This is a genomic window from Acetobacter sp. DsW_059 (genome assembly GCF_002153695.1).
Classification (GTDB): domain Bacteria; phylum Pseudomonadota; class Alphaproteobacteria; order Acetobacterales; family Acetobacteraceae; genus Acetobacter; species Acetobacter thailandicus.
Window position 1 is genome coordinate 1 of record NZ_JOPI01000050.1, and the last position, 20991, is coordinate 20991.

Annotated in this window: 18 protein-coding genes; 12 read left to right on the plus strand and 6 right to left on the minus strand. The window is 50.2% G+C overall.

Features of this window, described 5'->3' with window-relative positions:
• Positions 1-117: 117 nt before the first annotated feature.
• Both HK25_RS10310 and HK25_RS10320 read left to right on the plus strand, forming a co-directional pair.
• On the plus strand, positions 118-2466 hold the full coding sequence (locus HK25_RS10310; RefSeq protein ID WP_233127798.1) for a Hint domain-containing protein: 2349 nt from the start codon (positions 118-120) through the stop codon (positions 2464-2466).
• Between the two features lie 164 nt (positions 2467-2630).
• Entirely contained in the window at positions 2631-3014 is a 384-nt protein-coding gene (locus tag HK25_RS10320) for a DUF488 domain-containing protein (protein ID WP_086636142.1), read from the plus strand.
• Positions 3015-3035: 21 nt separating this feature from the next.
• Here HK25_RS10320 and HK25_RS10325 read toward each other — a convergent pair whose 3' ends face one another.
• The 4 genes from HK25_RS10325 to HK25_RS10340 all read right to left on the minus strand — a co-directional run bounded on the left by HK25_RS10325 (position 3036) and on the right by HK25_RS10340 (position 6786).
• Entirely contained in the window at positions 3036-3701 is a 666-nt protein-coding gene (locus HK25_RS10325) for a methionine ABC transporter permease (RefSeq protein ID WP_086636143.1), read from the minus strand.
• A complete protein-coding gene (locus HK25_RS10330) occupies positions 3682-4668 on the minus strand; it encodes a methionine ABC transporter ATP-binding protein (RefSeq protein WP_086636144.1) in 987 nt (328 codons plus the stop codon). Before HK25_RS10330 ends, HK25_RS10325 begins: the two co-directional genes overlap by 20 nt.
• The gene (locus HK25_RS10335) at positions 4665-5477 is read right to left on the minus strand and encodes a MetQ/NlpA family ABC transporter substrate-binding protein (RefSeq protein WP_086636145.1); all 813 of its coding nucleotides are present in this window, start codon (positions 5475-5477) and stop codon (positions 4665-4667) included. Before HK25_RS10335 ends, HK25_RS10330 begins: the two co-directional genes overlap by 4 nt.
• Before the next feature lie 199 nt (positions 5478-5676).
• Positions 5677-6786 carry a P-loop NTPase gene (locus tag HK25_RS10340; RefSeq protein WP_369824745.1) on the minus strand — a complete coding sequence of 370 codons (1110 nt, stop codon included), beginning with the start codon at positions 6784-6786 and terminating at the stop codon, positions 5677-5679.
• 194 nt (positions 6787-6980) lie between these two features.
• On the opposite strand from HK25_RS10340, the gene HK25_RS10345 reads away from it, so the two are divergent.
• From HK25_RS10345 to HK25_RS10370, 6 genes are all read left to right on the plus strand, one after another.
• On the plus strand, positions 6981-8141 hold the full coding sequence (locus HK25_RS10345; protein ID WP_086636147.1) for an OpgC family protein: 1161 nt from the start codon (positions 6981-6983) through the stop codon (positions 8139-8141).
• 70 nt (positions 8142-8211) lie between these two features.
• On the plus strand, positions 8212-9759 hold the full coding sequence (locus HK25_RS10350) for a DegQ family serine endoprotease (protein ID WP_086636178.1): 1548 nt from the start codon (positions 8212-8214) through the stop codon (positions 9757-9759).
• Positions 9760-9836: 77 nt separating this feature from the next.
• Positions 9837-10787: an FUSC family protein gene (locus HK25_RS10355; protein ID WP_233127799.1), complete on the plus strand. Its 951-nt coding sequence runs from the start codon at positions 9837-9839 to the stop codon at positions 10785-10787.
• A gap of 634 nt (positions 10788-11421) precedes the next feature.
• Complete coding sequence (locus HK25_RS10360) at positions 11422-12699, plus strand: autotransporter strand-loop-strand O-heptosyltransferase (RefSeq protein ID WP_086553966.1); 1278 nt, start codon at positions 11422-11424, stop codon at positions 12697-12699.
• A 224-nt stretch (positions 12700-12923) separates the two neighbouring features.
• Positions 12924-13535 (plus strand): hypothetical protein, encoded by a 612-nt coding sequence (locus HK25_RS10365; RefSeq protein ID WP_233127806.1) that lies wholly within the window; start codon positions 12924-12926, stop codon positions 13533-13535.
• A 120-nt stretch (positions 13536-13655) separates the two neighbouring features.
• Complete coding sequence (locus tag HK25_RS10370; RefSeq protein WP_086553908.1) at positions 13656-13907, plus strand: hypothetical protein; 252 nt, start codon at positions 13656-13658, stop codon at positions 13905-13907.
• A gap of 45 nt (positions 13908-13952) precedes the next feature.
• Here the strand turns inward: HK25_RS10370 and ilvD are convergent, their stop codons facing one another.
• On the minus strand, positions 13953-15821 hold the full coding sequence (gene ilvD / locus HK25_RS10375; protein WP_086636148.1) for a dihydroxy-acid dehydratase: 1869 nt from the start codon (positions 15819-15821) through the stop codon (positions 13953-13955).
• A gap of 275 nt (positions 15822-16096) precedes the next feature.
• Between ilvD and pstC the strand changes: the two genes are divergently transcribed.
• From pstC to phoU, 4 genes are read left to right on the plus strand one after another with little or no spacing between them, the layout of a single operon-like run.
• Positions 16097-17086 carry a phosphate ABC transporter permease subunit PstC gene (gene pstC, locus HK25_RS10380; RefSeq protein WP_086636149.1) on the plus strand — a complete coding sequence of 330 codons (990 nt, stop codon included), beginning with the start codon at positions 16097-16099 and terminating at the stop codon, positions 17084-17086.
• Positions 17083-17943, plus strand: a complete 861-nt coding sequence (pstA, locus tag HK25_RS10385) for a phosphate ABC transporter permease PstA (RefSeq protein WP_086553911.1) — start codon at positions 17083-17085, stop codon at positions 17941-17943. The genes pstC and pstA overlap by 4 nt, the downstream gene beginning before the upstream one ends.
• The gene (pstB, locus tag HK25_RS10390) at positions 17940-18752 is read left to right on the plus strand and encodes a phosphate ABC transporter ATP-binding protein PstB (RefSeq protein ID WP_086553912.1); all 813 of its coding nucleotides are present in this window, start codon (positions 17940-17942) and stop codon (positions 18750-18752) included. The genes pstA and pstB overlap by 4 nt, the downstream gene beginning before the upstream one ends.
• A gap of 17 nt (positions 18753-18769) precedes the next feature.
• Complete coding sequence (gene phoU, locus HK25_RS10395) at positions 18770-19474, plus strand: phosphate signaling complex protein PhoU (protein WP_086553913.1); 705 nt, start codon at positions 18770-18772, stop codon at positions 19472-19474.
• An 85-nt stretch (positions 19475-19559) separates the two neighbouring features.
• Here phoU and HK25_RS10400 read toward each other — a convergent pair whose 3' ends face one another.
• A complete protein-coding gene (locus HK25_RS10400; RefSeq protein WP_086553914.1) occupies positions 19560-20912 on the minus strand; it encodes a hypothetical protein in 1353 nt (450 codons plus the stop codon).
• Between the last annotated feature and the right edge of the window lie 79 nt (positions 20913-20991).

Here is a 20991-nt window from a genome sequence, read left to right on the forward strand (position 1 = left end):
AGCACGTCTTCATCAGACAACAGCTCCTCTTCGACGACTGGCAGCACGTCTTCATCAGACAACAGCTCCTCTTCGACGACTGGCAGCACGTCTTCATCAGACAGCAGCTCCTCTTCGGTGACCGGTAGCACCTCATCATCAACCGTTTCTATCGATCAGTTTACAGATACCAGTAAGGTTATTGGTGCTGACGGTCAGACAACAACTGTAACCGGTACGTCGTCTGTAGCGCTGAACGGTGCGACCCTGAAGGGTAACGTTGTTTTTGGTAATAATGGCGATGTTACTCTGCAGCAGCTGACACTGGCTGACGGTGCTTCTGCAACAATTGGCACAGGCACGAACCTGACCCTTGATCAGAGCACGCTGCCATCTGGCACAATTAACATGGCCGGCGGCACACTGACAGATAGCAACGCATATGCCTCTTCTGGTCCGCTGACTGTTAATTTTGTTTCCGGCTCAGGCGTTAATACGGTTTCGCTGAATGGTCAGGCGTTAAGCAACGCGACGTTTAAGAATGTTTCTCCTGAAGACATCATTAACGTGACCAGCGACTATTATGGTCAGAACGGCGATACAGAAAAGCTTATTGATGTAAAAGACGGCGTTGTTGAGTTGGTTTATTACAACTCATGGGATTCAAAAACACAGCACGTACTGGCTACGTTTGACACGGCACAGAAATCTGACGGCTCTTACTACAAAGTTTCAGACTTCACATCGTCATATGCCAACAACACCTTTACGCTCGATGAAGGTGCAAAAGCGACTGGTAGCACGTCTTCATCAGACAACAGCTCCTCTTCACGTGTCAGCCCTGCTTCAACGACGGTTCCGGTTACCGACTTTAACGATGCCAGTAAGGTTATTGGCAGTGACGGTCAGACAACAACCGTAACCGGCACGTCAACCTCTTCTCTTGATGGCGGGACTGTAAAAGGGAATGTTGTTTTTGGCAGCAATGGTGATGTAACGCTTCAGCAGCTTACTCTTGATAGTAATGCTTCTGTTACAATCGACAGCGGTACAAATCTGACCCTTGATCAGAGCACACTGCCGTCTGGCACCATTACACTCAATGGTGGCACACTGAATAACACCAACGCGTTATCATCATCAGGTCCGCTGACTATCGCTTTTGGTTCAACACCATCTACAGTGACCCTTGATGCGTATGCTCTGAGTAATGTGACATTTACCAATGTTACACCAGAGGACACAATTAACCTGGACAACTCATACGGTGAAGTTAGTCTGGTTGATGATGGCACCGGTATTATTAAGGTCTTAAGTAAGAGTGGCCAAACTCTGACTTATCTGCATACAGGGCAGAAATCTGACGGATCTTATTATACAGCTTCAGATTTTACCGATCCGGCAACAGATGACGACGCATCGATTACGGGCGGTGATGATACGGTTGTGTGCTTCCTGGCAGGCTCAATGATCAGAACACCATCAGGTCTGACCGCGGTTGAAGCGCTTGAAACAGGTGATGATGTGCTGGTTTATGACAATGGTCAGCCTGCCACACAGCGCGTTACCTGGGCAGGTCAGGCACACTGCACTGTGCGTCCTGAACTGACGGATGATGAAGCCGGTTACCCTGTTCGTATTCTGAAAGATGCGATTGAAAAGGGTGTACCATTTAAAGATCTTCTGATTACGGCTGAACATTGCCTGTTTTTTGATGGTAAATTTATTCCAGCCCGTATGCTCGTGAATGGCCGTTCAGTTTTCTATGATAAGTCAATTACATCTTATGACTATTATCATATCGAAACCGAGCAGCATTCTGTTATCATGGCTGACGGCACCTTAACCGAAAGTTATCTGGATACAGGTAACCGCAGAGCGTTCACGCAGAAAAGTGCTGTTATTTCTATGGCAAAAACACGTGAGCTGACCTGGGATGATGCGGCTGCACCGCTTGGCGTAACACGTGATTTTGTTGAGCCTGTTTATCGTAAAATTGAAGCACGTGCAGAAAAAGCAAATCGTGTTGTTCAGGCTGAGCCACAGCCACTGACGAAAGAGACAAAACTGCATCTCACCACTGAAAGCGGTGCGGTTATTCGTCAGGCCCGTGAGCATAATGGTCGTGCAGTTTTCATGATCCCGGGTGGCGTGAATGCCGTTCGGATTGTTACCAGAGCAAGCCGCCCAAGTGACGTGATCGGACCATTTATTGATGATCGTCGTTATTTCGGTATTGCTGTTGGTGAAGTGAGTGTATTTGAACGCAATAAAATGCGTCAGGTTACTTCTCACCTGGTTGAGCACGACATTGATGGCTGGAACGGTTTCCAGGGTCATGACATGCGCTGGACCTCAGGTAATGCACTTCTGTCTCTGGGTGAGCGCGCTGCTGACAGCATTGCACTTCTCTCAATTGAGATTAAAGAAACCACACACTATACGGTTGAAGAAACAGCAGCCGAGGCTGCAACTCTTCGCGCCTGATATACTCGCCCGGCAGGTTTTATATCCTGCCGGTCAGGTGTTTGAAAAAATATTAAAGCAGAAGGGGCAGGCCAGTCGTCTGCCCCTTTTGTATTTTTAAATGGTATTAAAAACACTTTTCTCTGTAATGTATTTTTATACATTGAAGAAGAGGTGGGCATGCCATGCTTCCTGATATCAGACTAAAACGGGTTTATGATTCACCGTCTTCAGAGGACGGTATGCGTGTTTTCACAGACCGGCTATGGCCAAGAGGTATCCGCAAGGCAGATCTCAAAATGGACCTGTGGCTGAAGGGGGTGGCGCCTTCGTCTGAACTGCGCCGCTGGTTTGGTCATGACCCTGCGCACTGGGATGAGTTTCAGGTAAAATACCGGCAGGAGCTGGCATTATATGATCCGGATGTAAGGCAGCTTATTGACCTGGTGCGAAAAGAAAGAGTGACTTTGCTCTATGCTGCCCGTGACCCGGTATATAATCATCCTCGTGTGCTGGTGGCCTTTTTGAAAGAGACCATAGCTTCAGGTAAAGACCATCCGGGTGTTTAAAGGTCTTTGGGGCCGGTAATGTCAGTGACCGGCTGCATCATGACGTGCTTTGCGTGACAGCAGGTTGCCGATTGCCTGAAGCCCGGTGACCAGCACAATAAGCACGGCAACGACACCAGACATAATGGTGGTGTTGAAGCGCTGGTAACCATAACGAATAGCCAGGTCTCCAAGTCCTCCGGCACCAATTGTGCCAGCCATTGCTGATGCTCCAACCAGCGTGACAAGAGTGACGGTCAGCCCTGAAATCATACCAGGGAGGCTTTCTGGCAGAAGTACATAGCGTATCACCATCCAGCGTGTGCCGCCCATGGCCCGTACCGCATCGACAAGGCCAGGGTCAACTTCACGTAACGAGACCTCAGCAATGCGTGCGAAGTAAGGAATGGCGGCAACAGCCAGAGGTACGATTGCTGCCGTTGTGCCCAGAGATGTGCCAACAATGAAGCGTGTTAAGGGAATAAGCAAAACCAGCAGGATAATAAACGGCACAGCACGTACTGCATCTGTCAGTAATCCCAGAGGGCGCGCCAGCCACGGCATGGGTGACAGGCCGGAGGGGCCGGTCAGTACCAGAAGAATACCCAAAGGCAGCCCTCCGGCAACGGCGAGAAAGCCTGAAATGAGCACCATCTCAAGTGTTTGCCATGTGGCCTGAAGGAGCAGATTAAAGATCAGGCGTGACATAACCTGTGACCTCAACAGAACGGGCAAGACCATTCAGAAGAGAGAGGTTCTCTTCTGTCGGGGCGGGAAGCTGAAGCAGAACGTCCATCGCGGGCTGTTCGATATTCTGGTGTGGCTGAGCGCGCAGAACAGTGGCAGAAATCGTGTTTTGCTCAAGCTTTATAAGAAAAGGGGTAAGCGGGTGCTCTTTCAGGTCGAGCGTGAGTCTGACGATCGCCTGTGACCCGTTTTGCGCCTCTGTGCTCAGATTATCAGGTAATGGCATAGTGGAATTTTCTGAGTTTTGCAGAATTTCTGCCGGCGTGCCGCGTGCGGCAATATGGCCATCTTTCAGCACCAGAACATGATGACCGAGCTTGTGCACGACATCCATTTCATGCGTGATAAAAAGCAGAGTAAGCCTGAGCTTACGATTAATGTCAGACAGCAGGGCCAGAACAGAGTCAGTGGTTTCAGGGTCAAGAGCTGAGGTTGCCTCGTCGCACAGCAGCAATACAGGGTTAGCGGCTAAAGCTCGCGCTATACCGATACGTTGTTTTTGACCACCTGAGAGAAAGGCGGGGTATTTATGGCCATGGTCAGCCAGACCTACCAGATCGAGTAGTTCATTAACGCGTTTTTGTCTCTGTGCTTTTGCAATGCCAGCTATTTCAAGCGGCAGCGCAACATTAGCCGCTGCTGTGCGTGATGAAAGCAGATTGAAATGCTGAAATACGACACCAATTTTGCGGCGCAGGGGGACAAGGCGTTTTTCAGGTAAGGCTGCGAGATCTTCACCACAAAACAGAATGCGCCCGCTATCTGGTTTTTCAAGACCGTTCAGGCAGCGCAGCAGCGTTGATTTGCCAGCTCCTGAGCGGCCGATAATGCCAAAGCTGTCGCCCTGTTCAACGTTAAAGCTTATGTTGTGCAGTGCCGTATGAGACCCAAAACTACGACTGATATTTTCAACGGCAAGTAGTGTCATGACCAGCCTGGCACGATGGCCCCGTGATACACATCAGTCAGAGCTTTATGCACATTGGGCTGCTGGTAGGATTTGACCAGCGTTGCAACCCAGGGGGCATTTTTATCAGCTTCGTTCACAGCAATAAAATTAATATAAGGATTATCTTTTAATCCTTCATTGCCAATGCTGTCTTTTTTAACATCAATGCCGGCTTTAAGGGCCCAGTCAGTGTTGACGACGGCGGCATCAAGGTCAGGCAAAGCCCGCCCGACCATGCCTGCATCCAGCTCCTGGATCGTAATGTTTCTGGGGTTGTCAGCAATATCGAGCGCGGTAGGGGTAAGCCCGGCATTATCAGACAGTTTTATGACACCAAGGGACTGGAGCAGGTGTAGCGCCCGGCCTTCGTTGCTTGGGTCGTTTGGTACGCCAATTTTAGCATTCTGAGGTAATTCAGAAGGAGATTTCCAGCGTGTTGAATACAGGCTGATCGGTGCAAAATACGTATTACCTACGGGTACGATTGTATAATTTCTTGCTTTTTTCTGTGCTTCGAGAAAGGGACCATGCTGGAACGCATTAGCATCCAGCTCGTGCTGCTGAAGTGCTTCGTTAGGTGCGTTATAATCTGAAAAAGGGATAATTTTCAGTAACAGGCCCGCTTTGGCAGCATTTTCTGCAGCAACACGCCAGACGTCTTCATCTTCACCCGCCATAATGCCGACACGGATGACTTTTTGTGCTTCAGCATGAGCAAAATTAACAGTCAGAGGTGCTGTGCTTATCATGGCAAGCACAGAGCGCCGGGAGAGAGGAGGGAGCGACATGAAGGATGCACTTTAATTTACATTGGGATGATGGCGGTATTATAACACAAAATTCATAGTTTAATATAAAATAAGTGCACATAGTGTCCAATATAAAAAAACACTATTGGATCGTGTTAAATGATAATGCAGGCAGGATAATAATACAGTATCGAAATATTCTCTTATTTTTCCTGCCATGCACCGAAGTCTTATAAAATCAGAGCGCCGAATTCTTTTTGAGGGCCTGTGTGGTTGCCTGGGCGATCTGATAAAATGCGCGGGCGGCATCACTGTCAGGTGCACTGGCGACAACAGGCATACCATTATCAGCGCTTGTGCGGATATCAAGAAGCAGCGGTACTTCACCAAGGAACGGCACCTGCATCGCCTCAGCTTCTTTTCTGGCTCCGCTATGACCGAACAGCTCTGTGTTATGTCCACAGTTAGGGCAGCAGAAATATGACATGTTTTCGATAACGCCCAGCACGGGCACTTCCATCTTTTTAAACATGCTTACACCACGACGGGCATCAATCAGTGCGATATCCTGCGGGGTAGAGACAATAACTGCGCCAGCCAGCTTTATTTTCTGCATCAGTGAAAGCTGAGCATCGCCCGTGCCCGGAGGCATGTCGATAACCAGAATATCCAGCTCACCCCAGTCAACATCTGTCAGAAACTGGTTAATCGCACCCATGACCATAGGGCCGCGCCAGATCATAGCCTGCTGCTCCTGCACCAGCATACCAATAGACACAGACTTAATGCCCCAGGCATTAACGGGCTGAAGGCGGCCGTTTATAACTTCCGGCTTGCTGTTGACACCGAGCATACGGTGCTGAGAGGGGCCATGAATGTCAGCATCAAGCAGGCCTGTGCGCAGCCCCTGCTGTGCCAGGGCTACGGCAAGGTTGGTGGCTGTTGTTGACTTACCAACTCCCCCTTTGGCTGAGGCAACGGCGATAATAGCTTTAACGTCGGGCAGCACAGGGGCATCTGGTGCAGGTGCTTTTCCGCCAAAAGGCCTGTGTCCTTTTGGTGCCGGGGGTGACGCAGGGGCAGCCGGGCGGTGTGCTGTCAGAATAATAGCAGCGTCTCTCACGCCAGGAAGTGCTTTAAGTAACTCAGCAGCTTTGTCACATAAGGGGGCGAGAGCACCGGCTTTTTCGCGGCCGACAGCCAGAGCGACAGAGAGCTTGCCGCCATCTGTTGTGTAACCTTCAAGTTTGCTGAGCGAGAGCAGCGAGTGGCCAGTGCCTGTATCTTGTACCGAGTCAAGAATCTTTGCGATATCATCGGAATGGAAGAGGGGCTTTGTCACAGTCAGTGTCCTGATTCGCTATAAAAAAGACATGTAACCGTGTGCGGGTGGCGGTAACAGAGGCCTTGTAAGAAAAACGGGACTATACCCGAATTTGCTCTGAATGACATAATGCGTCAGGATAGTTTCGTCTTCCGGTCAGGCTGTATCTTATCAGAGGCAGCCCTTCATCTTGATATGCAGAGGTTCTGTTTGCGTTTATGGTAGCTCAGCATGAGGCATCGGCCATTACGCCTGTTCAGGTGGCACCTGTAAAAAATGGTCAGGGGCGAGACCATCGTATTGATGCTATGCGCGGGGCTGCATTGCTGATGATGTTTGTGGATCATATTCCGCAAAGTCTGTTGAATCGTTTTACAATGCGTAATGTTGGTTTTGCTGATGCCGCCGAGGTCTTTGTACTGCTGGCGGGTTATGCTTCATGGCTGGCTTATGGCCGGGGCTTTAAGAAATATGGGGTGGCCGGGTGCCTGAAACGGATTTTCCGGCGGTGCGTACAGCTCTATATCGCTCAGGCTATCATGGTGTTTGTCTCAGTAGCCAGTATCAGGGTATGGCGTCATTTTACCCCCGTGCCGGTTGATTTTCTTGAGCCTGAGCTGGCACATGGCATAGGCTGGATCTGGCGGGCGATGACGCTTGATGCCCTGCCCAGTAACCTTAATATCCTGCCTCTTTATATTGTTTTTCTGGCAGGCTTCCCTCTTTATTTTCTGCTGATGCGCTTACAGCGCTATCTGGCACTGCTTGTTGCCGGAGCGCTGTGGTTTTTAATTAATCTTGACCCGGATGTTAATTTTCCAAACTGGCTTGACCCTGACGGCTGGTATTTTAACCCGCTGGCCTGGCAGTTTTTGTTTGCTCTTGGGGTAACAGCTTCTGCTGAAACAGAGCGGAGGGGGACAGATTTTCCCCGCATTCCGGTTCTGTCCTTCTGTTGTATTGCTTACCTTATTTTTTCAGCTTTTCAGGCTTTTCCATGGGCTCAGTGGTCGTTGCCTGATCTGCGCCCGCTGGGTGACTTAGTGTCTCCCGCCAAGAGCTGGCTGTCACCGCTGCGTCTTTTCGATGTGCTGGCTATTTTTTATCTGATGCAGTCATCATCTGTTGCGCGTGTATGGGCGTCAGATACACGTGTCGGACAAATTCTGGCCAGAGTTGGGCGCTATTCACTGGATGTTTTCGTTGTCGGCACCATTCTCGATCTTTATGCGCGTCTGGTTTTTACGAGCTTTGGTGATGGCTGGATATTGCAGATTGTCGTGAATGTGGTTGTTCTGGGTGTATTGTTTGCGCTGGCCGGCTGGCTGGACGCCCGGCGAAAACGGCAGCAGTCGCAGGCTCTGGCAGCTGCAGGCTGACGTATCAGGCTGATCGTGTGATAAGCAGGCATAGTGTCTGAAGCCAGAAATGATGAGAGTGGTAATTTTTATGCGTTTGTCAGTTCGCCTTTTGTCTGTGAGTTCACTGTCGTGTTTGTTGCTGGCCGGTACAGCAGGCATGTCTTCTGCCTGGAGTGCAGATGCAGCCGTGCCAGTCGCAGCACCTGCCGGAGCTGGCAAAGTGCATATGGTGCCAGACAGTTTTGCTGACCTCGCTGACCGCCTTTTGCCTGCTGTAGTGAATGTTTCTACATCTCAGACCGTGAAAAAAGGAGAGGGTGATGATGACGAGGGTGATGATGATCAGTCATCACAGATGCCAGACTTTCCACATGGTTCTCCGTTTGAGAAATTTTTTCATGACTTTATGAACCGTAACACCAGCCCCGATTCACCGCCGCGGCGGATGCAGGCTCTGGGCTCAGGTTTTATCATTGACCCGGCCGGTTATATTGTAACCAACAATCACGTTATTAGTCATGCTGATAAAATCACGGTTACGCTGCAGGATAACACGGTGCTGCAGGCCAGGCAGATTGGTCATGATGATCGCACTGATCTTGCGTTGCTGAAGGTTGAAAGTAAGCAGCCTTTACCTTTCGTACAGTTTGGGGACAGTGAAAAGCGTCGGGTGGGTGACTGGGTGCTTGCCATTGGTAATCCGTTTGGCCTTTCCGGCACGGTGACGGCCGGCATTATTTCATCACGTGGCCGCAATATCGATCAGGGCCCCTATGACAATTTTATTCAGACTGATGCGCCAATTAACAGGGGGAATTCCGGCGGACCTCTGTTTGATATGGATGGTAATGTTATTGGCATTAACACAGCCATTTATTCGCTTTCCGGCGGGTCTGTTGGTATTGGGTTTGCTATTCCGTCAAGTGAAGCCAGAGGTATTATCGGGCAGCTGCGTAAAAACGGCAAAGTGTCGCGTGGCTGGCTTGGTGTACGCATCCAGAATGTGACGCAGGATATCGCAGATGGCCTGAATCTGACGCCGGCACGTGGTGCACTGGTGGCTGGTATTGAAAAAAATGGTCCTGCAGCAAAAGCAAAACTGCAAATGGGTGATGTTATTCAGTCGCTCAATGGCCATCCTATTGAAGGCAAGGCATTACCGCGTCTTTCAGCTGATATTCCCGCAGGTACGGTCGCGCATCTTGGTGTCTGGCGTCATGGCAAGGTTATTGATGTGCCTGTTACGATTGCAGCATTGCCTGATGTAGCCGCTGACAAACCTGAGACAAAAAAAGCGCCTGAGACAAAAAACTCGAAAGAAGTCAGTCTGTCAGCTCTTGGCTTTACAGTCGGACAGCTCGATGAGGCAGCGCGGCAGAAATACTCTGTTTCTGCTACCCAGAGGGGCGTGGTTGTCACCTCAGTGAAGGAGGATGGTCTGGCGTCTGATCGGGGGCTGAGAGAAGGTGATGTTATTACTATGGTGCAGCAGGCCGAAGTGAATACCCCTGCTGAATTAAAAACCCGGATTGAGGATGCTCAGAAAGCGAAAAAGAAGTCAGTCCTCCTGCTTGTGCACGATAATGATGGTGCGCGTTATATTCCTTTCACCCTGACCAGTGCTGATACGCACTGAAAACAGTCAGTAAAGAGTGAGTTGTTTTGCAGATACCGTCTTCTTGTTACCCGTCTTACTGGTTAAGAAGCCAGACCTTGCGGCAGGCCATTCGTCTTATTGTGTCAGTGGCCCTGTGTTGCCTTGTTACTCAGGTTACGCATTTGCAGGAGCCCGCCTGGGCCCTGATTACATCGGTGATTGTGACACAAAGCAGTATCACAGAAACCATGTCTTCCGGCCGGTATCAGCTTGTTGGCACGCTTATAGGCGCCTGTGCCAGTGTGGTGCCGATTACACTGATGTTGCTGCACTGGCCGCTATGGCTGAGTTTTAGTATTACGTTTGTGCCTTTGGCCATTCTGGCCTCCTGGCGTCCAAACACACGCATGGCGGTCGTTACGTTAATGATCGCAACGCTTTTCCCGATCGAAGGTGACCCGTACCTCAGGCCGGTTGAGCGTGTTCTGGCCATTCTATTCGGTGTCAGTGTGTCTATGTTCGTGTCTTACATGGTGTTGCATGAGCAGGCTCGTCGTGATGCATTTCGTAATGCGGCTGAGACCGTCCGAAAAATTGTGGGTATTCTGAGCCATGCCAAAAGACATGACCTTGCGTGGTCGGAGTTTCAGGATCTGAATGATGACTGTGCTGCCGTTTTAAGAAAAGTACAGACTGCTGTTGAAGAAGCTCGCCGTGAACGGTGGGTTCCTCTTGAGGAGCGTGATCCGATGCTGGCGTCTTTGCCAACGGCACTGCGGCAGTTGCAGATGGACACGATTGTTGTCGCCAGGGCTATTATTCTCCGCCAGGCCGGTGATATTTTAAAGCCGCAGACTATGGCCAGTTTTGACTGGATTATTGCGCGCTGTGAAGCTGAAGCCGTGAGTCGTAAGGCCACGAAGCCGGATATCGCGGCTGAGATCATTGCCGCACTTCCTGCTGAAAGCGACCATCCGGATGAGGTTGTGCGTTTTGTGCTGGCTATTTTACGTAAAGATCTGATTACATTGATTCATCAGCTTGGCGGAGATGATCTTTCTGTATGAATATTCTGGTAATAAATTGTTTTTTTTTTAAAGAATGACATATAATGTTAACGACTATAATGTGATGATACTTCAGGCATGGCGCATACCTGCTCAGGGGATGCTCAGCTGTCCGTTCAGAGCAATATGGTCACTCAAGTATAAAGGAAGCCCCTGATGACTAAATGTCCTGCAAAGCGTTGCAAATCTCCTTGTTTTTATGGTGTATTTTTTATTGGTCTCGTTGCCACCGCTGCATATTTCTGGCGCAAAAAGAAGTGCAGCAACTAAAATAAAAAACTTCTGGCCGCGCGAAGGCTATTACGCGGCCGCTGCTTAACTGTGAATTGAGTAGTATTTTTATATTAAGGCCCGCCTGGACCTTCCGGCGGGTCATTTATTTGAGAATGAAGAGGAGCTTGCGTTGAGTCCAAGTGAAGAGAAGAACTCTATGTCTTCTTTGCATCATGCATCTGATGTCGCGGCTGCGGCTGAGTTTGCCAAGGTTTCAGCTGCTGTTGCAAAATTTGTGCAGTCACCAGTGACAGCAACACCTTCGGTTCCTTCTTCCGCATCGACTCCGCTTTCTTCTCCATTATCTGCTCCGGTCGTATCTTCAGCATCAGAGCCGCAGCCTGTTTCTCCTGTTGCTGCTATGGCGGCTTCAGCGGCTGCTGCACCTCTTGGTCAGACAGCCGATACAAAAGCTGAAAAAGAAGAAGGAAAAGAACCTTCTAAGGCAAAGCCCGCTTATCTGCCGGCACCACAGTCGCCCACACAGAGTTGTGGTCATGGCATTCGTTATGACTTTAATATGGGTGCGCGCATTCAGCTGCCTAATCGTAGTGAAGGCAAGTGGCGGATTGTGCTGCGTGACCTTGATACCGGTAATATTCTTTTCTTTAATGAAAATACAGGTGCCATGGTTGCCTCATCAAAACGCTATTATGTGCGTTTTGGTATTGAGATCACCGATGTTCAGGCTGATGGTACAGAGAAAATTATTTTCACCCATGAGCTGGACTGCCGCAATAAAGAGGTTGTTATTCAGCTTCCGGTTGGCACGCTTGGTGATACGCTTGCGTGGTTTCCCTATGTCGTACGCTTTGCTGAGGAGCGTGGTGCCCGGGTGACCTGTCTGTTGTCAGGGCTCATTAAGCCAGCTCTGATGAATGATTATCCCAATATCCGCTTGCTGACTTCGGAAGAGGCAGAAAAAGAGAAGGTCTGTGAAAAGGCTTATGCGACATATTGCCTTGGCCTGTTCTTTGATGATGCAGAGAATGTTCAGCAGCCGACAGATTTCCGCTTTGTCGGGTTGCACCGTACCGCTGGTTATATTCTGGGAGTTTCTCCAAAAGAAGAACCTCCTCGTCTTTTACTGAGCAAAGAAGGCCGGCCTATAAAAGAGAAATATGTATGTATTGCTGTGCAGGCCAGTACGCAGTGTAAATACTGGAATAACCCAGGGGGATGGCGAGAGGTTGTAACCTTTCTCAAAGAAAAAGGTTACCGGGTTATCTGTATCGATCAGAAGCCTATTCACGGTACCGGTGTTGTCTGGAACCACATCCCTTATGGCTCAGAGGACCAGACCGGAGATCGCCCGCTGACGGAGCGTATCCGCTGGTTGCAGCATGCTGAGGCGTTTATTGGTGTGAGCTCAGGGCTTGCCTGGCTTGCCTGGGGTGCTGGCACTAAAGTCGTTATGATATCCGGTTTCACACATCCTACTAATGAATTCGAGACCCCTTATCGTGTGATTAACTGGCATACCTGTAATTCATGCTGGAATGATCCGCGTGTGCGTTTTGATCATCATAACTTCATGTGGTGCCCACGGCATGAAAACACGCCCCGGCAGTTTGAATGCTCACGTCTGATTACCGGTAAGCAGGTGATCGACACACTGGAAAAAGTGATTGAGGAATAAAAACAGGCTGGCATGCTTCGTCATCTGGTTATTTTTAATGCCAGACGACAGAGTTACAGTGCTGTAAAAAGGATGAGTAAAAATTTTACGTTACGCAGGGTAATGTTTGGCGTAAGATTTTCTCAGTAACGTCTGAAGCAGTGTGGCGTTCGGACGGATTTTAAATAAGGAGAAAGACTTTGCGGTCTTCAGTGTCTCGTCTTGCTTCTCTGGCTGCCGGCGTCATGACGGTATGTGCTTTTATTATGGGCGGAGAGGTGGCCACAGGCTTGTCTCCTCAGGCGCATGCGCAGGCTTCAGTTCTGCTTAAGCACCAGACAACAACAGCGATTGTTGAAACGATTGATACCAGCACCCGTGAGTTGCTGCTGCGTGATGCCAGAGGTAATCTGGTAACGATTGAGTATGGTTCTTCAGTTCGTGACCTGCCGCATCTTGCTGCTGGTGATAAACTGAGCATTTCATTTGTTGAAACTCTTGGTGCAGAGCTGGCACAACCTGGCAGCCCGCTGCCTGAATCAACGGTTCAGGTTGCTCGTGGTTATGTAAAAGGTCATCCACGTGGTGTTATTGCGTCCTTTCGCAGAGAGCGGGCAAAAATTACTTCTGTAGATGTTGCTACACACACTGTTTCTTTCGTGACAGATGATGGCGACAGCCATATTGCTGTTTTACGTACAAAAGCCATGCAGGACTTCCTGAAAACACTGAAGGTTGGTGATGTTGTCGATATCACCCGCATGGAATCAATTTCTTATGTGATTAAAGGTCAGGTAACAGTGCCGACGGCTCCGGTTGTCGCCGCTCCTGCTGCATCTGCACCAGCTGCAAAATAAGCAATATTGTAAAATATATTGCATGAAGAGAGCGCCTTTACGGGCGCTCTTTTTGTTTGTGTAAAATACGATAAGACTTACATCATATGTCATGTAAGTGACGGCTGACAGGAGTGAGAAATGGCAGGGAAAAAACTATCAGGCGCGCGGGTTGTGCAAATACTGGATGATATGAACGGAGGACGGTCTTTTCTGGCTAATATTATAGGTTTTTTCTGTGTTGCGGCTATGCTTGGTCTTGTCGAAATGGCATGTCGCTTCATGCTGAATACACAGCTTGACCTTATCCTGCGTATTCTTCTTGTAGTTCTGGCAGGGTATTATTTTCTGCCATTTTTAATTTTGTGGGTTTTGCGCGGTAGTAAGAGCTGAGACTATCTCTCTGGTGTCAGAGGCACCAGAGAGATAAGTGAGAAATCAGCGCCCTGTGCGGCGGGTCAGCTGTGAAAGATCTCTCACAGCACCCCGGGCAGCACTGGTTGTCAGAGCGGCATAGGCTTTAAGAGCCGTTGAAACCACGCGCTCACGCTTTGGCTGCCATGCTTCATTCCCTCTGGCTTCCATCTGTTCGCGGCGTTTTTGTAAAATATCTTCTGTTACAGCAACAGACAGACGACGTGCCGGAATGTCGATGTCGATGATATCGCCTTCTTCAACAAGGCCGATTACGCCACCTTCACCAGCTTCGGGCGAAATATGGCCAATGGACAGACCGGAGCTGCCACCAGAGAAACGCCCGTCAGTAATCAGAGCACATTTTTCAGCCAGACCTTTTGATTTGAGATAGCTGGTAGGGTAGAGCATTTCCTGCATGCCAGGACCACCTTTTGGGCCTTCATAGCGAATCAGCACTACGTCGCCAGCTTTGATCTGATCTTTGAGGATGGCTGTAACAGCATCATCCTGACTTTCGAAAATGCGTGCCGGTCCTGAGAATGTTTCCAGCCCTGCTGCCACACCTGCCGTTTTGACAATTGCACCTTCTGCAGCAAGGTTGCCATACAGCACGGCCAGACCACCATCTTTGCTATAGGCATGCTCTGCATCGCGAATAGCACCGCTGACTTTATCTGTATCAGGTGTTTTATACAGTGCAGACTGCGAGAAAGCCTCTGTCGTGCGTACACCACCAGGTGCGGCACGGAAGAAGGTGCGTGCTTTCTGTTTGCTCTCGCCATCTTCTGATCGAATGTCCCAGCGATCCAGAGCTTCGGTCAGAGATGAGGCATGCACCATCTGTACAGTGTTATGCAGCAGTTCCATGCGGTTCAGCTCACCCATAATGGCAGGAATACCGCCGGCACGATGAACATCTTCCATATGAATGTCAGAACGGGATGGTGAGACCTTGCACAGGTTAGGTACGCGGCGTGAAAGACGATCAATATCTTTCATGGTGAAGGGAATTTCCCCTTCATGTGCGGCTGCCAGCAGATGCAGGACAGTGTTGGTTGAACCACCCATGGCAATATCAACTGACATGGCATTTTCAAAAGCTTCAACCGAAGCAATATTGCGGGGCAGAACACTCTGGTCGTTCTGCTCATAAAAGCGGCGTGCCAGTTCGACAATGCGGGTGCCTGCTTCAATAAACAGATCACGGCGGGCAGCATGTGTTGCTACAAGGCTGCCGTTACCAGGGAGTGAGAGGCCCAGAGCTTCGGTCAGGCAGTTCATCGAGTTCGCGGTGAACATACCAGAGCATGACCCGCATGTCGGGCAGGCTGAACGTTCGATTGTTTCCGAATCGGCGTCGCTGACATTTGGGTTGGCGGCGGCAACCATAGAGGTCACCAGGTCGGCGCGCTGTTCAATGTCGTCAATCGTGACTTTCCCGGCTTCCATCGGTCCGCCCGAGACAAAAATAACCGGAATATTCAGTCGCATGGCAGCCATCAGCATACCGGGAGTGATTTTGTCACAGTTGCTGATGCAGACCAGGGCATCAGCGCAGTGGGCGTTGACCATATATTCAACGGCGTCGGCAATCAGCTCGCGTGAAGGCAGGCTGTACAGCATGCCACCATGACCCATGGCAATGCCGTCATCAACAGCTATCGTGTTGAATTCACGGCCAATACCGCCGGCTTTTTCAATAGCACCACAGACCAGCTGTCCCAAATCTTTGAGGTGAACATGGCCCGGTACAAACTGAGTAAAGGAGTTGGCGACGGCAATAATGGGTTTGCCAAAATCGCTGTCTTTCATTCCGGTTGCGCGCCACAGGCTGCGTGCACCTGCCATATTGCGTCCATGAGTAGTGGTGCGGGAGCGGTAGCCGGCCATTATTAATCTTTCTGGTCTGATCAGTGGTTATGACGGAACCTGCAGTGTTGCGGGAAAGCAGGCTGTGCGTGCGATCACGCGCGCGGCGGTAATCTACGGTAGAAACCCCTGGCTGTCAGGTGCTATCTCTCTTTTTTGATGATGATTGATTTACTACAGTTTTATGACAAATTCTCTTTTCTGCGAGAGCCGTGCTGTCATTCGGTTGCAGCAGGGCGGGCTGTTCAGTATTTCTTGAACATATTCTGTCAGTGAGAGTGTGATACGGAGCATAGATGGACGTTTCCACCCAGCAGCCGGTTCAGTCAGCCGTGCTGAAGCCTGGTCGCCCTAAAACCCTGACGGGAGATCCCTTTTTCAGAGGGCTTGTTCTGTCAGCCGGTGTGGGTGTTCTGCTCATTCTCGGGGCTGTTATTGTCGTTATGGTGGTCGGTGGTATGCCGGCATTCGGGCAGTTTGGTCCCGGGTTTCTGATCTCTAAGGTCTGGAATCCGGTCACGCAGCATTTTGGTGCTGCTGCGCCTGTTTTTGGTACTATTGCCAGTAGTGTTCTGGCGTTGCTTATTGCTGTCCCCTTATCGTTTGGTACGGCATTCTGGCTGACAACGCTGGCTCCGCCAGCGGCTTCATCTGTGATTGGTATGGCCGTTCAGCTGCTTGCGGCTGTTCCATCAATTATTTTTGGCATGTGGGGCTTTTTTGTTCTGGTACCACTGGTTGCCCATTATGTGCAGCCTGCAGCCAAAGCTCTTTTTGGTCACGTGCCGGTTGTGTCAGTACTCATTTCAGGGCCGCCATTTGGTACGGGTCTGTTCACGGCAGCGGTTATTCTGGCCATTATGATTATGCCTTCGATTACGGCTGTTATGCGTGATGTTTTTGCTTCGATTCCTTCTGTTCTGCGTGAGAGTGCCTATGGCCTTGGTGCTACCCGCTGGGAAGTGATGCGTCGGGTTGTCCTGCCCTGGTCTCGTCAGGGTGTTGTCGGCGGTATTGTTCTGGGCATGGGGCGGGCTATGGGTGAAACTATGGCTGTAACCTTTGTCATTGGTGACAGTAACCATATTGGCTGGTCGATATTTGCACCGGCAAATACTATTGCATCGCTGATTGCTCTCGAATTTCCTGAAAGTCCGGCCGGCAGTCTTAAGCTGGCTTCTCTTATGGCTCTGGGAGCTATTCTTATGGCGATTTCATTCGTGACCTTATGGTGCTCGCGCATGTTGCTGGCTCGCGGGCAGAACAGCACAGGAAAACGCTCATGACTGCACGCAGAACGCCGGATAGCTTTCGCGCTGCCCGCCGCAGAATGGCTGACCGTCTGGCTACGTTGTTTTCGTGGTGTGCAACAATACTCGTTGTTTTCGTGCTGGGCTCTATTTTATGGACCCTGTTAGAGAAAGGCCTGCCTGGGCTTCATTTGTCGATTTTTACAAAATCCATGAAAGCGCCGGGGCAGAATGGTGGCCTTGCTAATGCGATTGTTGGCAGCCTTATGCAAACAGGGCTTGCTGTCCTGCTGGGCGCGCCGATGGGTATATTTACCGGTATTTATCTTGCTGAATATGGCAGCCACAGCAAACTGGCTGATAGTGTGAGATTTGTTTCGGATATGTTGCTTTCAGCGCCGTCTATTCTGATCGGCCTGTTTATTTATATGATTCTGGTTGCCCCGTTTGGTCATTTTTCAGGTTTTGCAGGCGCAGTGGCGCTGGCTGTCCTTGCTATGCCTATTATGGTGCGCACAACAGAAGATATGCTCAGGCTGGTTCCTCTTTCCATGCGTGAGGCGGGCATTGCCCTTGGTGCGCCAAAGTGGCGTGTGACCTGCTTTATCTGCATCAGGGCTGCACGGGGTGGTATCATGACCGGCGTTCTGCTCGCAGTTGCGCGTGTTGCAGGTGAGACTGCACCATTGCTGTTTACGTCATTAGGGAATTCAGAGTTGTCGTTTAATATGGGGCGTGAGATGTCGAGCCTGCCCCTGGCAATTTATCAGTATGCAGGGTCTGCTTATCAGGATTGGGTACAGCAGGCCTGGACAGGTGCCCTGCTTGTGACATTTGGTGTGTTGATTATTAATATTGTGGTGCGGATCGGGATCCGCGGGGGCAAAGCATGAGCGAGCACGGTGTGAACAGTACCTTATCAGAGGGTGCAAAGACGGCTACCGCGCCTGAACTTGCTCTTCAGGTCAAAAATCTGGACTTTTATTACGGCAAAACGCACGCACTTCATAATATTTCTCTGGACTTCCCCCTGCGGAGTGTCACAGGCATGATCGGGCCGTCAGGGTGCGGTAAATCAACATTGCTGCGTGTGTTAAACCGGATGTATGACCTCTATCCCGGCCAGAAAGCGACGGGTGAGGTCATATTTGATGGCCAGAATATCCTTGCCCCGGGTGTTGATCTTAATCTTTTACGCTCGCGCATTGGCATGGTGTTTCAGAAACCGACCCCTTTTCCAATGTCGATTTATGATAATATTGCTTTTGGCATCCGACTGCATGAGCGGGTCAGCTCTTCTGAGATGGATGGCCGGGTTGAAGATGCTCTGCGTCGTGTCGCCTTGTGGTCAGAGGTGAAGGACCGCCTTAAATCTAATGCCACAGCCATGTCAGGCGGGCAGCAGCAACGTTTATGTATTGCCCGTACTATTGCCACACATCCTGAGGTGATTTTGCTCGATGAGCCAACCAGTGCGCTTGATCCGGTTTCAACCGCGCGTATTGAAGAGCTGCTTGACGAGCTGAAGGCTGAATTTACCATTATTATGGTAACACACAACATGCAGCAGGCTGCACGCTGTGCTGACCAGGTGGCGTTCTTTTATCTGGGCGATCTGGTCGAGATTGATAATACGGACCGTATGTTTACCACGCCGCGGGAACGCCGCACACAGGATTATATTACCGGTCGCTTTGGCTAACTGAGGGAAGCAGGGTTATGACAACAGACGTTGGGCATACCGTAACGCGGTATGATCAGGAGCTTGACCGTTTGCGGGGGATGGTGGCGCGTATGGGCGGGCTGGTTGAACGCCAGACAGCTCAGGCCATTGCCGCTGTAGTAGATCAGAATGAGGACGCAGCTCTCGAGCCGCCTGAACTCGATGCAGAGGTTGATGCGCTTGAGCGCGAGGCTGAATCTCTGGCGATTCGTATTCTGGCCCTGAGGGCACCTATGGCGGTTGATCTGCGTCAGATTATCGCAGTTCTTAAAATTACCGGTGACCTTGAGCGTATCGGGGATTATGCCTCATCTATTGCTCGCCGGGCGTTAAAAGTAGAGCCGCTGGATGGCGCATTATCTTTCAGTGCATTGCGGAGTATGGCTCGTCTTGTACAGGAAAATCTGCACAATACGATTGAGGCTATGACCTCTGACGACAGCGCCAGAGCAATGGAGGTCTGGAATTCAGATGCTGTTATTGACGAGCTTTATACGGCGATGTTTCGTGAGCTCGTGACGTATATGATGGAAGACCCGCGTAAGATTGGCCCATGTATTCATCTTTTATTTGTGGCTAAAAATCTTGAGCGTATTGGCGACCATGCAACGAATATCGCTGAGCGTGTTTATTATGCCGTGACAGGCGATATGCTGCCTGCGGTTCGTCCTCGTGGTGGTAAGGCTGCAAAGCGCAGCTGATATCAACTGAAATATTCTGAGCATAAAAAAACGCCCCGTAATAAATTTTACGGGGCGTTTTTTTTGAGTCGTGGCGCCTGAAAAATTAAGGGGCCTGTACTGATATACCTATCTGACTGACCAGTTGCGGATTCGCTGACATCATACTGACACCGGCAATAAGTGCCATAAGTGGCAGAGGGCGGGCCGGTTTGATATTAATAACAAGCGGCCCTTTGTCGGGGTGCATGAAATAAGTCGTTAAGGACGCAAAGAAGTCGGAGGGAGTTGCGCCATTTGGCGCAAACTTTGCCTGTAGCCCGGTCAGCAGTTCGAGGGGCGTTGTGTTATGCGCTTTGGCGCTGGCCGTAAGAGCACGCTCAACCAGACCATCATCCTTATAGGTCAGAACAATATTGTGTACAGGCATATCAGCGGCCCCTACGCTGAGTAGTGTGGTCGCATTGGTCTGCCCGAATGTGCCTGTGATATCGAGACGGCCCATTTTATGGCCATCTATATGAAACTCATTAATTTTAAATGTGTTTTTTGTAAAATCACGGGTGTCGCTGAGTAACAGATTTCCCTCAAAAAGCTTGTATCCCATAGAGGGGAGAACAGACAGGTTGGGGACATCCGGCCAGAGTTCCAGCTTGTTAAGGCTTGAAACTTCCTGCTCGCTGGTATCAGAGCGTACTGAGCGTGAGCGGAGCGTGCCGACCTGCATAAGCGGCGTGTCGCCTGACAGACTGAGGCGTTGTACCTGAATGTCGCGTGTGCCATTGCGCGATGCCAGCGGTGTGCCTGTAGCCAGACTGTTATAAAGGCCGAACAGGTCGACCCCGTCGATCATAATCAGGTCTGCTTTAATGTGACGCTGAGGTGCGACATCAGTTGAAAGCCTGAAGTTCTGGCTTTCCAGGCGAGAGGGGATGTCGTCACCGTAGTTCTCAAGCTCAACCGTATCAGCCGACAGGTCAGACTGCAGACTGCTTATAAAGCCCTGCAGTTTATGAGCCTGTGCATGATGAATTTCTAAAGTCTGCCGGGGGATTCCCCTGCGGTCATCGCCATCTGCAGGAAGAGTGACATCTTCAAGTTGCAGCGTCTCAAGACTAAGGCTGCCAGCCGGATCGATCAGGCGGAAATTATGGAAAGAGATAGAACTGATTTTATGGCTTACATCACCTGATGAAGCAGAAGGCTTAGAAATTTCAGCCAGGTCCGCCGTGATTGTTTCAGGCCCATGGCGAATGACAAGCTGGTCGAATTTTACACTGCGACCCAGAAGGCCAGGGCGCGCCTTATGATAAGAGAGAGAGGTGGACGGCCCGAGGTTTTGTCTGAACTCTTCAATGCTCTTTTTAAGCATAGCGTGTTTTGTCTGGGTAACGCCAAACCAGCCCAGGCAGGCAACACCGGTCAGTACACCTACAGTAATGAGAACATTTTTTTTCACCAGCCGGAAACCCTGCCTGTTTTCACCAAGAATTAAGCTATTTCAGCGATGCTCTTTAATCCACTGCGGGGGGGCTCTG

What these genes read in the sequence shown, in the direction of transcription:
- HK25_RS10320 (WP_086636142.1), top strand. Translation starts at nt 2,631, where the DNA reads ATGCTTCCTGATATCAGACTAAAACGGGTTTATGATTCACCGTCTTCA.
- HK25_RS10325 (WP_086636143.1), bottom strand. Translation starts at nt 3,701, where the DNA reads ATGTCACGCCTGATCTTTAATCTGCTCCTTCAGGCCACATGGCAAACA.
- HK25_RS10330 (WP_086636144.1), bottom strand. Translation starts at nt 4,668, where the DNA reads ATGACACTACTTGCCGTTGAAAATATCAGTCGTAGTTTTGGGTCTCAT.
- HK25_RS10335 (WP_086636145.1), bottom strand. Translation starts at nt 5,477, where the DNA reads ATGTCGCTCCCTCCTCTCTCCCGGCGCTCTGTGCTTGCCATGATAAGC.
- HK25_RS10345 (WP_086636147.1), top strand. Translation starts at nt 6,981, where the DNA reads ATGGTAGCTCAGCATGAGGCATCGGCCATTACGCCTGTTCAGGTGGCA.
- HK25_RS10350 (WP_086636178.1), top strand. Translation starts at nt 8,212, where the DNA reads ATGCGTTTGTCAGTTCGCCTTTTGTCTGTGAGTTCACTGTCGTGTTTG.
- HK25_RS10360 (WP_086553966.1), top strand. Translation starts at nt 11,422, where the DNA reads ATGGCGGCTTCAGCGGCTGCTGCACCTCTTGGTCAGACAGCCGATACA.
- HK25_RS10365 (WP_233127806.1), top strand. Translation starts at nt 12,924, where the DNA reads ATGACGGTATGTGCTTTTATTATGGGCGGAGAGGTGGCCACAGGCTTG.
- HK25_RS10370 (WP_086553908.1), top strand. Translation starts at nt 13,656, where the DNA reads ATGGCAGGGAAAAAACTATCAGGCGCGCGGGTTGTGCAAATACTGGAT.
- ilvD (WP_086636148.1), bottom strand. Translation starts at nt 15,821, where the DNA reads ATGGCCGGCTACCGCTCCCGCACCACTACTCATGGACGCAATATGGCA.
- pstC (WP_086636149.1), top strand. Translation starts at nt 16,097, where the DNA reads ATGGACGTTTCCACCCAGCAGCCGGTTCAGTCAGCCGTGCTGAAGCCT.
- pstA (WP_086553911.1), top strand. Translation starts at nt 17,083, where the DNA reads ATGACTGCACGCAGAACGCCGGATAGCTTTCGCGCTGCCCGCCGCAGA.
- pstB (WP_086553912.1), top strand. Translation starts at nt 17,940, where the DNA reads ATGAGCGAGCACGGTGTGAACAGTACCTTATCAGAGGGTGCAAAGACG.
- phoU (WP_086553913.1), top strand. Translation starts at nt 18,770, where the DNA reads ATGACAACAGACGTTGGGCATACCGTAACGCGGTATGATCAGGAGCTT.